We start from the raw sequence: 13,149 nt of genomic DNA, 5'->3' as shown, positions 1-13,149 counted from the left end.
TGTCAAATGATTGACAGTCTCAGTTTGTTAATTTTATTTAATGAGCATGTGCCATACTTCCCTTATCTGAGAATCACCATGGAACCTCCCAGTCCCTCCATTTATTCAAACCTTCCCGAATCTCATTTCCTTTATCAATCCAATATTGTCTCCTTTTCTCCTCTTCTTCCCTTTCCTGTTGCTCAGCTATAAGTGCCTCTTGTTCAGCTATTAGCGGTCCGATATCTTGAGCTTTAAAAGATTGGGCCGCTTGATTCTGTAAAGCTTGCGACATTATTTTTTGAAAGATGAGTGCACTTCCCTGACTGCTGTGTGTCGTTAAATAATGTTTTTCGTCCGTCTTATCATATCCGGCCCATACAGCACCGACCAGCGAAGGTGAATAACCGATGAACCATTGATCTTTAACTCCTGATATTCCTTCGATTGGAACTTGTGTGGAACCTGTTTTACCTGCTATTTCATAACCGGAAACTGCCGCGTTTTTCGCTGTGCCATATTCCACTGTTCCAAGCAGCATGGCATTCATTTTGTCGACGGCGCCTGCAGAGGTCACTTTGGTGCTTTTCTCTTCCCAGGCGGCAACCTCTTTTCCATCGGCATTTTCTATTCTTACAATGGCATGGGTTTCCATCCGTTCCCCTTCGTTGGCGAAAGCTGAAAAGGCTCCTGCCATCTGCAGCGGGGACACACCTTTTTGCATCCCTCCCAGTGCTATCGACAGGTTCCGATCATTCTTGTCATATGGAATCCCAAACCGCTTAAGTGAATCAAGCCCCTTATCGATGCCAATCTCATTCAATAGCCAAACCGTTGGAACATTCAAGGAATTCATCACCGCTTCATACATGGGGACTTCTCCTTTATATTCACCACTCAGGTTTGTTGGCTCATATTCACCGAAGCTCATTTTCTCATCCTTTAAAGGGTCAGTGATATCATATCCCTCTTCAACAGCTGGCGTATAAACGACAAGCGGCTTAATCGATGAACCAGGAGACCTTGTCAGCTGGGTTGCCCGGTTATATCCCATGAATTGATGCTGGCCTCTACCGCCGACAAGTGCATTTATGCCTCCCGTTTCAGGATCAAGGAGGACAGACCCGCTTTGAACCAGTTCTTCGGTACTCGTTCCAACTGGAAAATTGGCTGGATTCCCATACACGGTTTCTGTAGCCTGCTGCATGGATTGGTCCAGGGTCGTGTAAATTTTATAGCCCTTTGAAAGCAGATCCTCAAGTTTGATTCCATATTTACTCGTTGCTTCCGATAAAACATGATCGACATAATAAGGATACTTACCTCTTAGTGGATCGGTTTCCTTCTCCCCCATAAGAAGTGTCACCGAATCTTTTTTTGCAGCTGCTTCTTCATCTTTCGTCAAATAACCATGTTCCGCCATTCTGGAAAGAACCAAATCACGCCGCTTCACTGCCCCGTCTAAATTCTTGTATGGATCAAGTTTGGATGGCAAGTTTATGACACCCGCCAGCAAAGCTCCCTCGGCAACGGTCAATTCAGAGACTTCTTTGGAAAAATAAATATTTGCAGCCTTTTTGATTCCCCATGCCCCATGGCCAAAGTATACTTGATTCAAATACATTTCCAGAATTTCATCTTTTGTATATTTATCTTCAACTTCCTGTGCTAGAAAAAACTCTTCTATCTTCCTCTTCAGTGTTCGATCCGATTCCAGCATCGTGATCTTCACAAGCTGCTGGGTGAGCGTGCTCCCGCCTTCAACAACACTTCCAGCCTTCGCATTTTCAACCAAAGCCCGCATAATCCCTTGATAATCTATGCCGTGATGTTCATAAAAACGGTGATCCTCAATGGAAACCACCGCTTGTTTCATATGTTCCGGTATTTCATCTATCGCAACACCTTCGGATTTATTTGCCGTGATCGTACTGGCAAGATTCCCATCCAGATCATAGATTCCTGTCGGTTGCTGAAGATTATTTTCAAGATGGCTTATATCTGCACCCTGCCTGAAATACAATAGTGAACCGGCGCCTAAAACCACAATTGCCAATATTATAATTAGTCCTAATTTCACTAACCCTCTCATTTGTACCCCCATTTTCCCATCTGCGACATGTTTCATTAAAAATATTTTACCCTTTTTATTAAAGAAAACTCGTCGATTGAATAAAAGGCCGAAGCTAGGCGCCCTTTTCTTTTTGCACTATACTCGGATATCGGCACCTTTGCCGATGAATCCCCTCATCTTCCGTGCATGCCAAGTAAATGAAGGACCAGATTTCATCCTACCATTTTGACTATGCCCGTATCTATCCTTTACCCGTAAATAGCAATCTATATACCGATTAAAGGCGTGAAGCCATTTAAAAGTGGGTATAACACTTTTAAGGTCTTAAAATGGGGAGAGATGATATTAATGAAAGACTTAAAACATATTGTCGTCGCTTTTGATGGAAATGAAGAGAGTAAACGGGCCGTCGAATATGGAGCAACATTGAAAAAGGCCTTTCCAAAAGCCGAGTTGACCGTAGTTCATGTCTTAAATGATAAGGTTGAACAGCGGATCATGGGTGACGCCTCGGCTCCAGGGTTCGTGCCTGCTGCCGGATTTTATGTGGATCCAGTCCAAACACATCCCGTTGTTGAAGTTGATCAGCCACGAAATCAAAAGGTAAATGACACCCCTTCCGCCGTCGAGAATAGTATTCTGAACGCAGAAAGTAATACGTTGAGATTGTTAAGTGAATGTCAAGTCCAGGGGAAATTCGAACTATTGGAAGGACATGCGCCAGATAGCGTATGTGACTTTGCAGCAAGAACTTCAGCTGATCTGATCGTTGTCGGCAATAGCGCTAAGAGCGGTTTGGAAAAATTCTTCCTTGGCAGTACTAGTAGTTCCATTGCGAAAAACGCACCCTGTTCGGTATTCATTGCAAAATGAAGATTGAGCCGGTTCTCCCTGAATGGCATTAGTTGATCATACTTCGAAAAAAGGCCGGATTCTAATAGAATCCGGCCTTTTTATTAATGGGATTTTTCAGTAATACATTGATGCAGCCCAAAAGCACCGGGGCGCCATTGCCGCCCAGTATTGCTTGTATCCAAAACCACATCCCTGCACCAGTGCCAACCATCAGGTTTCAAAAGGTCTGAACTAAAACCGTTCACTCTCAGCCTTTTTGGCTCCCCTTTGGAAGTATTTAATTTTCGATCATCGGTTAGAATATTACAATTAAAGTAAATGTACATGTCATCAAAACATGCCATCCCCATTTTATGGCGATATTCTTTCATTTATCCAACTTCTTTACAGACCTTCAATACACCTGCTATTAACCAAGTTAGATGGCTAAATACGACAATTTTTCTATAGACTCACTAAGGTTTGATTTGGTATCTTTATTAAGCCTAATTTACATTGGGGAGGGAATGGACATGGATAAACATTCGATTTCAGCTGAAAAAGGCGCCTACATAAGCATCGCCGCTTACATATTCTTGTCTGCTCTTAAATTGTCATTCGGTTATTTCGGAGATTCTAAAGGCCTTTGGGCTGATGGTTTAAATAATACGACTGACATCATCGCCTCCGTAGCCGTATTGATCGGTTTAAAAATTTCAAAGAGACCTCCTGATGATAATCATTCATATGGTCACTTACGGGCGGAAACCGTAGCCTCGTTGGTAGCTGCCTTCATCATGATCACCGTGGGCCTCCAGGTTGTATTCAGTGCCATTGAATCCTTCTTTCACCAAGATTCAACAACCGTTCCCAGTATGCTGACCGGTTATGTCGCCCTATTCTCTGCAATCTTCATGTACGGAATCTACCGTTTTAACTTATCATTAAGTAAAAAGATCAACAGCTCTTCCATCTATGCCGTTGCACAGGATAATCGTTCCGATGCCCTTGTCAGTGTTGGTGCTTTCATTGGAATCATCGGTACCAAGATGGGAATCCCTTGGCTGGATGCGATAGCTGCAGCAGTCGTGGGGGTCATCATATGCAAAACGGCCTGGGATATCTTTCGTGATGCCTCCATCTCTTTAACCGATGGTTTCGATGAGCAGCTCCTGCAAAAGATCGGACAAACCATTATATTGACAGAAGGTGTTAAAGACATGAGTGAAATTAAAGCCCGGATGCACGGAAGTGAAATCCTGCTCGAAACTACCGTTCATGTTAACCCTCTTTTGACTGTCATTCAAGGTCATGATATTACGGTTAAAATCGAAGAGAATCTTTTGAAGGAATATAATATCCAGCATGTGATCGTTCACATCGAACCATATGCATTTCATAAAAAAGGTAACCGTCATTAACTTTACGGATACCTTTTTTTGCTATTATTTCTTGTAATTACTGTAATAAAACTGTGTCAAAAAAAGGGATTTATTGAATGATTGCCGAATATTTATCCAATTGACACATGTTAAAGTAACAGTAATCTGTTATCATGAAAACAAGATGTAATTATTTTGATATTTTGTAATTTTATTCTAATAAAGCACTTACTGGGTCAAAAGTAAATTCATTTTCCTACAGTATGGAGGGCAAAATGGTATCTAATCGAGAAATGACCATTCACTTTTTATCTTCTCAAAAAACCAGCATCATTTCCAAATGGAAAGATGAGTTGCTGCATTTACCGGACGGATATCTGGGGTATTTTAAAGGAGAAGTGGAAAATATTTTTAATCTGCTAATGGATCAGCTTGGAAAATCGGATACTGAAATAGGCGATGTACTGCAGGTCGTAGGGGAAAAGATTGCGTCTGATCGAGTCAATAAGCAATTGGATATGGAAAATTTCTTTTCCACTTCAACCATCGGGAGATCCATCATCATTGAGCACGTATTGAATTCTGAAGCACCAAAAGAAGAAATATCGGATCTAATTAAGCAAATAAACGTTTACTTCGATAAACTCATTCATTTTGCATTATCCCATTATACCGAATTGAAAACGATGGAACTGGAAGAACGCTATCAATTCATAAGCCCAAACCATAAAGACCGTTTGACGCTCCTTGGCCAAATGACCTCAAGCTTTGTCCATGAATTCAGAAATCCACTGACTTCCATCATGGGATTCATACAATTGTTACAGGCAGAACAACCCGAGATAAAATACCTTGATATCATATCAAAGGAATTGGATCAGCTCAATTACCGGATCACACAATTTCTTAATATTTCCAAAAAGGAAACTTCAGCATCATCACCTGATTTATTTTCCATTGCTCAGCTTGTGAATGAGGTGATCGAATTTTTATATCCCAGCATCTTGGAAGTAAATGCTTCCATTACATGTAATATTGCCGAGGATGCCGTAATTTCCGGTTCTAAAGAAGAATTCCGTCAAGTTTTACTTAATATTATTTTAAATGCTCTTGATGTTGTTGCAGGGATGCCTTCCCCATCCATTTACATTTCAGGCTCTGAGTCACCACCCGGCATTCTTACTTTAAATATATCGAATAACGGGCCGAAGATACCTGACGACGTCCTGCCGAATATTTTTGAACCATTCATCACCACCAAAAAAAGAGGAACGGGATTGGGACTATTCGTCTGTAAAGAAATCGTTTTAAAGCATCAAGGAACCTTAACCTGCCACTCTACCGATTTCCTAACGACCTTTTCCATACAATTGAAAACCAAATAATGGATAAACATCCTTTTTTACTTAGGTTTTTAGTGTGAAATTTTTGACTGATTGACGTCCAGTTACTTATACTAATATGTAGGTTCCACTACTAATCGAGGTGAATGATCCTATAGATTGAAAATATAAACCAGCATAATTTTCATACAAGATAGACAAGACTTATTTTTCATCTAACATTTTATACTTTAATATCATTTCATTCATTATTGGTTTTGGGAGGTGACTGGGATAATTAAATCGTTCGGCACAACTGGCGATTCAATCAAGTCCCACACTAATTGGACATATTAAGTTTTTTATTCGTCATTATTTTAATCGCTTTAACGGCCTTTTTTGTAGCCTCTGAATTTTCGATCATAAGGGTTCGTAGCTCCAGGATCGATCAATTGATTGAAGAGGGAAACAAAAAAGCCATTGCGGCTAAGAAGGTTACATCCAATCTTGATGAGTACCTATCCGCGACACAGCTTGGAATTACCGTTACCGCCCTTGGATTGGGGTGGATTGGACAACCGACCGTCCTCAAATTGGTTGGGCCAATATTCAATGCCTTGAATATCCCTCAAGAAGTCACAAGCATTCTGACATTCGTCATTTCATTTTCCCTGATTACGTTCCTGAATGTGGTTGTAGGTGAATTGGCTCCAAAGACGGTTGCCATCCAAAAGGCTGAGCAAGTGGCCTTGGCAATAGCCGGCCCGCTGATATTTTTCCATAAGATAGCCTTTCCCTTCATCTGGGCCCTGAATCATTCTTCCCGATTAGTTGTCGGCTTATTTGGCTTCAAGCCAGCATCCGAAAGCGAAATAGCCCATACGGAAGAAGAATTGCGTTTCATCCTATCAGATAGCTATAAAAGCGGAGAGATTAACCAGTCGGAATTTAAATATGTAAACAACATCTTTGAATTCGATGATCGTGTTGCCAAGGAAATCATGGTTCCAAGGACAGAAATCATGACCATATCCAAAGATGAAACGGTACAGGAATTCGTCGATGTGGCCAAATTGGAAAAATACACTCGATATCCTGTTGTCGAAGGTGATAAAGACCACGTCATCGGCTTAGTGAACTTAAAAGAAGTTTTCTCGGATCTTATTAAGAATCGGGAAATCCATATCAAAGCGATAGAAAATTACGCTCGTCCAATCATTCGGGTAATGGAAAATATACCAATTCACGATTTGCTGTTAAAAATGCAAAAAGAACGCATTCATATGGCTATTTTGATGGATGAATACGGCGGAACTTCCGGACTTGTCACAGTCGAGGATATCCTCGAGGAAATCGTTGGGGAAATTCGTGATGAATTCGATATCGATGAAGTTGCCTCGATCAGGAAAATTAAAGATGGACATTATATTTTAGACTCTAAACTTCTTGTAAAGGAAGTGAATGATTTACTTGGCATTCACTTGGAAGAAGATGATGTCGATACCATAGGCGGATGGGTCCTTACTGAAAATTATGATGTGAAGGTAGGGGACATCATGGAAAAAGACGGATTCTGCTTTAAAGTGATTGAAATGGAAGATCACGCGATTCGTTCTATCGAGGTGACAAAAAAGGTCGTACAGCTTCCTCTCGAAGAAGACCTTACCCAAGGATAATGATTAAAAACAGCCACGTAAAAGGTGATTTCACGTGGCTGTTTTTTCGATTTGGGTTCATTTATCGGGAAACCGTCCCATTTTTTTGACCGTTACGATTGGAGGTGTACTCTTTTTTTTCCATAAGATATACAGCATGATAAAGATAAAGGAAAAGCCAGCAGCCGGAATTAGATATGGTTCAGTTATTTCCCGGATTTGCTGCCAATTCTCGCCGAGGATCCTTCCTAAGGTCAGGAACAATATGGTCCAAGGTATGACAGCTGCAACCGTATAAAATATAAACTTCCATACGGACATCCTCGCAATTCCGGCAGGGATGGAAATGGCATGGCGAACCACTGGAATGAATCGTGCCGTAAAAATCACCCCTACGCCATACCTTTGAAACCACTCTTCGGCATTTACAATATGATTTTCTTTAATTAAAATATATTTTCCATACTTCAAGAGAAATGGCCGTCCGCCATAATAACCAGCCCAATAGAGAAATAGTTGTGCCATCGTCCCGCCTGCCACTCCTGCAAGAACAGCTCCCCAAAAATTCATTTTCCCCAGGCCGACCACATAACCACCGTATCCGAGAACAAGCTCACTCGGAATGATTTCAACCATCAGCCCCAATAAAATCCCCATATACCCCATTTCCGCAAACCAATTCAATATCGTCATAATAAGCTGTGATATCATGCAATAGGACTCCCCTTACCGCTAATTTCAAAATTGTTTGTCCTTCTATCCTATTTCAGCTCATAAGGTTCTATTCGATTTTTCATATCCAGCTTCACAATGCATCACATTTAGGAATGCACAAAAAAAGACCAGCTGATACGTACTCCGGTCTCCTTGCATCAATATTCTTTTAGCTCCCGTTTTTGGGAAAATTGAGAAAAAACAGCTGTGGTGAGTAAGGATGAATCATTTTGTGAAACATTTGTGAAAATCTCCTGGCGGGATTTCGTTTTTTCAATAGAAATCCCGAGATCTTTATACTTGTTGATTATTTGATTATTCATGCTTACCCTCCCTTTCTGCTGTACGGTTATCCTTTAACTTCCCATTTAACGAAGAAATAAAACCTGTTTAAACGATTCGATCCAAAAAACAATCAATTGACTTGAATCGTTTGCAGTTGGTGTTCATGCACTTCGTCTTTTTCAACATGTACCTGCACTTTATAGGTTCCCGATTCTTCGAAAGATACCTTATTTAGATATGTTCCATTTCCATCTTCTTCAGCTTTGGTGAAATGACTCTCTTCGCTGCCTTCCTTCCAGACCTCGAAATTCACATCTGCATTTGTCAGTGGCTTCCCATTCAATTCAACTGACGCTTCAAAGTTAGAACTGTTTCCCGCCTTTACAGGATTACTTTGAAACTCGATAGATACATCCGTACTAGGGTGAACCGATGCACCTTCACTTTCATGTTCTGGAACGACAACTTCTTTTTCAGGCATTACATGAAGGCCTTTGGCCGTTACATGGGAGACTACTATATATTTGCCTTGTTCTTCAAAAGTATGCATCACTTGATACATGCCACTTCCAGTATTCTTCGCTTCAAGCATTTCCCGTTTATCCTGTCCGGACTTTCTCACTTCAAACAGTACCTCATCTGCTTCATTCACCAATTGGCTTCCCTGTTTCACTGTCGTTTCAAGAATGACTTCTTTTCCAGGCTCCACTTTCCCTTTAATGACAATTGATGCATCCATCGATTCTGGAACAGCACTGTTCACTTCTTTATCCTCTGGCATTTCAGACTCTTGACACCCAGCCAGCATAACCAACAACGCAGTACACATATAGAGTTTTTTCATAAGAACTTCCCTTTACTATTTATTAGACTAAAAATCTGTCCTTTTCATATTGCCCATCCTTTCCTTTTTTCAGATTTTTATACATGATTTAACACTAAGTGGTTCGCATCACGGTGACTGAAGTCAGCATGGCGACCGCGATGATCGTTAAAAATGAATATAAAAAGATTGAAGTCCCCACAACACTCAATCCGCAAAGCAGTACGCATCCATCAATGAAAAAAATCAGCAGACCTACATTGAGTCCACTCTTCCTGGAAAGGATCTGTGCCAACATATCCGTTCCGCCTGTAGAGGTCCCATACCGAAGCATCAAGCCGATTCCTAGTCCAATCAACCCTCCCCCAATTATCGCACTTACATAAATGGGAAGATTCCATCCGGTGACAGCGTCGGAAAAAATATCGATGCATAAAGAGGAAAAAAGCAAGCCATGCAAACTGTTCAAAAATAATTTTTTTTCAAAATACCATGCATATATATATAATGGAATGCTGCTCAAAATCACACCCAGTCCTGTCGGAAGTCCTATATAGTAATGAAAAATCAGCCCAATCCCTATCATGCCACCATCCAATAAATGATAAGGTATCAGAAAAAAATTGATTCCCACACCTACAAGCATGCTGCCGGCAATGATCGCTGCCATCCTTTCCATGATTTTCATGGCTGCCACCCCCTTTAATCTGCATTTAAAACTTGTCTTGGTTTCTATAGAATATGTTTGTACAATCAAAAAAATAATGAAACTGACCAATTTTTTATGAAACGGTCCCTATTTTTCTGAATATTCCATAATATGATACAATAAAGTAGAGAAAACAGTCAAAAACAGCTAATTATTAGCTCAAACTGATCCTTTACAAGCAATTTACCGGATTTAAGGTGCCGTAAGCTGTTTGACTGAATGATTAACTCTTTCTATAATAAAAGTATTTAAATTAATTAGATTGGGGTGATTTGATGGGGCATTAAAGAATGTTCGTTTTGACGGGCGGACGCTGCTTTGCGTAACGGATATGTGCATCCTTTTGGAAAATGGCTGCATTCCTTCAGACAGAAATTCTTCTATTTCCCGTCTACGCATCGCTAATCGGCATATACTATAATTCTCTTCATCACTAAAAGAAATGGGAATACAAACGGCTGCACATCTATTTCTAGCCATTTTGAAGTAATCCCGAAAATATTCAGCACGGCAAAAAAAATATACTTGTATATTTTAAAAATGTAGGAGGTGTACTCCTTATTCGTCTCGAAGGCGAGTTAAGGGAGACTATTTGGACATAATAAACTTGGTTCTTATTGCCATTTTAATTGCTTTAACAGCATTTTTTGTAGCTACGGAGTTTGCGATTGTTAAAGTGAGAAGCACGAGGGTCGATCAATTAATTGAAGAAGGAACGCCGAATGCTCTTTCAGCAAAGAAAGTCATATCCAACCTGGATGAATACCTCTCAACATGCCAGCTCGGAATTACCGTTACCGCTCTAGGGCTTGGGGTGCTTGGGGAACCGACAGTTGAAAACATTTTGCACCCACTCTTGAATCAATTGAATCTTCCAAATTCAGCTTCTCATGCACTCTCGGTTGCAATTGCCTTTTCTTTCATTACCTTCATACATGTGGTTGTTGGGGAATTGGCACCAAAAACATTGGCGATCCAAAAAGCGGAGCAAGTAACTTTATTGGTTTCCAAACCTTTAATTGGTTTTAACAAAATCATGTATCCATTCATCTGGGTACTGAATGGCTCTGCAAGGACGCTTACAAGAATGCTAGGATTAAAAGCAGTTTCCGAACATGATTTGGCTCATACAGAAGAAGAGCTTCGTATCATTGTTTCCGAAAGCTACAAAAGTGGCGAAATTAACCAATCAGAGTTTAAATATGTGAATAAAATTTTTGAATTCGATGATCGGATCGCAAAAGAAATCATGGTTCCACGTACAGAAATTGCAACGGTATCCAAAGATGATACGATCCAGCAGTTTTTTACCGTTATGGCGGAGGAGAACTTTACACGATATCCTGTCATTGATGGTGATAAGGATCATGTTATCGGAATGGTCAATATTAAAGAGCTTTTCACTGAAATGATAGACAAGAACAATCAGGCAGCGTCAACGATCGACCGATATGTTCGTCCGATCATCCGTGTCATTGACAGTATCCCAATTCACGATTTACTTTTAAAAATGCAAAAGGAACGAATCCACATGGCTATCCTCATGGACGAATACGGCGGTACATCAGGTTTGGTGACCGTTGAAGATATCCTTGAAGAAATCGTTGGCGATATCCGCGATGAATTCGACCTGGATGAAGTGCCGGATGTCCGCAAATTAAAAGAAGATCACTACATCATCGATGCCAAGGTATTAGTCAGTGAAGTGAATGATTTACTCGGATTGGATATCAATGATGAAGATATTGATACGATGGGCGGATGGATCCTTACCGAGGATTACGAGGCCAAACAAGGTGATATCCTGACTTATGGTCCCTATAACTTTAGGATAAAAGAAATGGAAGATCACCATATACGTTATATTGAAATATTCAAACCGGCAAAAGTCGTTAGCGAAGTGAAAGAATTCCCGATGATATCACAAACCGAAATCGTTTCATGATAATAACCCCCGTTCCTAAAAGACAATAGGAGCGGGGGTTATTTTTTTCCAACTGGTACATGAAATAAAATAAATACATATTATATAAAACCTGCTGCATTTAACATTGAATGATTACATGAAGTATAGTTCTACCTTTATTGTTTCATACTGTTAAAAAAGCGATACTTTTTGAAGGAGTGAGGAATCATGAAACTCATAACCATTTGCCAGCACTGCAAAGGGAAAGGGAAAACCCGTTATCTGCAATTCTTTTCCCGGGACTGCAATCATTGCAACGGTCAAGGTAAAGCGGTAAAAGATATGTCAAATTTAAGAAATCAGGCAAAAAACATCTAATAATCTTTCATATTTTGAAATTGGTTTTGATGACACCTGCCCTCTTTAACGTATCATAAACAATCAGTATCGAAGGTCCAAGGAAAAGCCCAATGAAACCAAGCATCTTAAACCCTAAATAAAGACTGACCAACGATGCCAATGGGCTCAATCCCATATTTGCTGAATAGATTTTTGGTTCGATGGTCCTTCTTATGATGGTAATGACCAGGAATAGGATGATGAGGCCAATACCCAGATGATGGTTTCCTTGAGCCCAAACGATTGCTGCCCAAGGAACCAGCACAGATCCCGTACCCAAGATAGGAAGAATGTCCACAACTACTATTAACAGTGCCAATGGAATCGTATATTTTACATTCAACAACCATAGTCCTCCATAAGCCATGATGAACGTTATTAAACTCAACAGGATTTGTGCCTTGATGAAGCCTACGGCTGCCATACTTAAATCTTGATAAACTAGCGAAATCTTTTGATAGGTGGATGTCTTCAAATAAAGGACTGCCTTTTTTCTTAACTTAGGCAATTCAAGACTAAATAAGAATAAAGCGATTAAATAAATTAAAAAGTCAATGAAAAGCCCCGGAATGAGTGTAACGAACTGAACCATATCCTGAACAAAGCCCTCTGTGAACCCCTCCAGAGCCATGACTCCCTTTTCCATCGTTTGTTCTATTGATTGAATGAGATTTGGCGGCAAAGTTTGGGAATACCGTTCCCATTGCCTAATGACTGGCAATATAGCCGTCAAATACACTTCACGTATGAAACCGGGAAATTCTTCCGAATAGACAATGACCTTCTTGATTAATACCGAAAAGGAAAAATAAGTGATGCTCATAAGCCCGCCTACATATAAAACAAATGAAATCAACACTGCCCAAAAACGATGCAGCTTTGCCGTTTCACCAATCATGCGGACCAATCCATCCAAAAGAATGGCGGTAAGCAATGCTAAAATCAACGCCCATGAATAGGGAATGACGATTAATATGACTAAAAGGAGAATCCCCCTCCAAAACCAGCGAAAAAAGACGGCGACATTCACTGAACAAACCCTCCTTGCACTTTCCTGTTCTCCTTAT

14 protein-coding genes are annotated in these 13,149 nt (G+C 40.4%); 6 read left to right on the top strand and 8 right to left on the bottom strand.

The features are described from left to right. Nucleotides 1-73 precede the first annotated feature (73 nt). Nucleotides 74-2,071, bottom strand: coding sequence for a transglycosylase domain-containing protein (locus J7E52_RS02210; RefSeq protein ID WP_286197366.1), 1,998 nt, complete (start codon nt 2,069-2,071; stop codon nt 74-76). A 330-nt stretch (nt 2,072-2,401) separates the two neighbouring features. On the opposite strand from J7E52_RS02210, the gene J7E52_RS02205 reads away from it, so the two are divergent. Beyond that, nucleotides 2,402-2,926 carry a universal stress protein gene (locus J7E52_RS02205; protein ID WP_214743485.1) on the top strand — a complete coding sequence of 175 codons (525 nt, stop codon included), beginning with the start codon at nt 2,402-2,404 and terminating at the stop codon, nt 2,924-2,926. An 83-nt stretch (nt 2,927-3,009) separates the two neighbouring features. Here the strand turns inward: J7E52_RS02205 and J7E52_RS02200 are convergent, their stop codons facing one another. Further along, nucleotides 3,010-3,279: a hypothetical protein gene (locus J7E52_RS02200; protein ID WP_214743484.1), complete on the bottom strand. Its 270-nt coding sequence runs from the start codon at nt 3,277-3,279 to the stop codon at nt 3,010-3,012. Between the two features lie 135 nt (nt 3,280-3,414). Here J7E52_RS02200 and J7E52_RS02195 point away from each other — a divergent pair, with 135 nt between their 5' ends. From J7E52_RS02195 to J7E52_RS02185, 3 genes are all read left to right on the top strand, one after another. Next, nucleotides 3,415-4,308 carry a cation diffusion facilitator family transporter gene (locus tag J7E52_RS02195; protein ID WP_396020225.1) on the top strand — a complete coding sequence of 298 codons (894 nt, stop codon included), beginning with the start codon at nt 3,415-3,417 and terminating at the stop codon, nt 4,306-4,308. A gap of 236 nt (nt 4,309-4,544) precedes the next feature. Then, nucleotides 4,545-5,654 carry a histidine kinase N-terminal domain-containing protein gene (locus tag J7E52_RS02190; RefSeq protein ID WP_214743482.1) on the top strand — a complete coding sequence of 370 codons (1,110 nt, stop codon included), beginning with the start codon at nt 4,545-4,547 and terminating at the stop codon, nt 5,652-5,654. Between the two features lie 281 nt (nt 5,655-5,935). Next, nucleotides 5,936-7,267 (top strand): hemolysin family protein, encoded by a 1,332-nt coding sequence (locus J7E52_RS02185; RefSeq protein WP_214743481.1) that lies wholly within the window; start codon nt 5,936-5,938, stop codon nt 7,265-7,267. 57 nt (nt 7,268-7,324) lie between these two features. Here the strand turns inward: J7E52_RS02185 and uptA are convergent, their stop codons facing one another. The 5 genes from uptA to J7E52_RS02160 form a co-directional block, all read right to left on the bottom strand. Then, nucleotides 7,325-7,954 (bottom strand): undecaprenyl phosphate transporter UptA, encoded by a 630-nt coding sequence (uptA, locus tag J7E52_RS02180; protein WP_214743580.1) that lies wholly within the window; start codon nt 7,952-7,954, stop codon nt 7,325-7,327. A 164-nt stretch (nt 7,955-8,118) separates the two neighbouring features. Then, entirely contained in the window at nt 8,119-8,283 is a 165-nt protein-coding gene (locus J7E52_RS02175) for an Lmo0850 family protein (protein WP_214743480.1), read from the bottom strand. A gap of 92 nt (nt 8,284-8,375) precedes the next feature. Then, nucleotides 8,376-9,089, bottom strand: a complete 714-nt coding sequence (locus J7E52_RS02170; protein ID WP_214743479.1) for a FixH family protein — start codon at nt 9,087-9,089, stop codon at nt 8,376-8,378. 94 nt (nt 9,090-9,183) lie between these two features. After that, on the bottom strand, nt 9,184-9,756 hold the full coding sequence (locus tag J7E52_RS02165; protein WP_286197362.1) for a YitT family protein: 573 nt from the start codon (nt 9,754-9,756) through the stop codon (nt 9,184-9,186). Between the two features lie 213 nt (nt 9,757-9,969). Then, nucleotides 9,970-10,257 (bottom strand): hypothetical protein, encoded by a 288-nt coding sequence (locus tag J7E52_RS02160; RefSeq protein WP_214743478.1) that lies wholly within the window; start codon nt 10,255-10,257, stop codon nt 9,970-9,972. A gap of 112 nt (nt 10,258-10,369) precedes the next feature. On the opposite strand from J7E52_RS02160, the gene J7E52_RS02155 reads away from it, so the two are divergent. Both J7E52_RS02155 and J7E52_RS02150 read left to right on the top strand, forming a co-directional pair. After that, nucleotides 10,370-11,722, top strand: a complete 1,353-nt coding sequence (locus J7E52_RS02155) for a hemolysin family protein (RefSeq protein WP_214743477.1) — start codon at nt 10,370-10,372, stop codon at nt 11,720-11,722. A 189-nt stretch (nt 11,723-11,911) separates the two neighbouring features. Then, nucleotides 11,912-12,061, top strand: coding sequence for a hypothetical protein (locus J7E52_RS02150; RefSeq protein WP_170956573.1), 150 nt, complete (start codon nt 11,912-11,914; stop codon nt 12,059-12,061). 7 nt (nt 12,062-12,068) lie between these two features. On the opposite strand, the gene ytvI is transcribed toward J7E52_RS02150, so the two are convergent. Further along, nucleotides 12,069-13,112 (bottom strand): sporulation integral membrane protein YtvI, encoded by a 1,044-nt coding sequence (gene ytvI / locus J7E52_RS02145; protein ID WP_214743476.1) that lies wholly within the window; start codon nt 13,110-13,112, stop codon nt 12,069-12,071. Nucleotides 13,113-13,149: the final 37 nt, after the last annotated feature.

Origin of the sequence: Bacillus sp. ISL-34, from assembly GCF_018613325.1 — a bacterium.
GTDB lineage: Bacteria > Bacillota > Bacilli > Bacillales > DSM-1321 > Peribacillus.
This window is presented reverse-complemented; position numbering and strand designations above follow the sequence as displayed.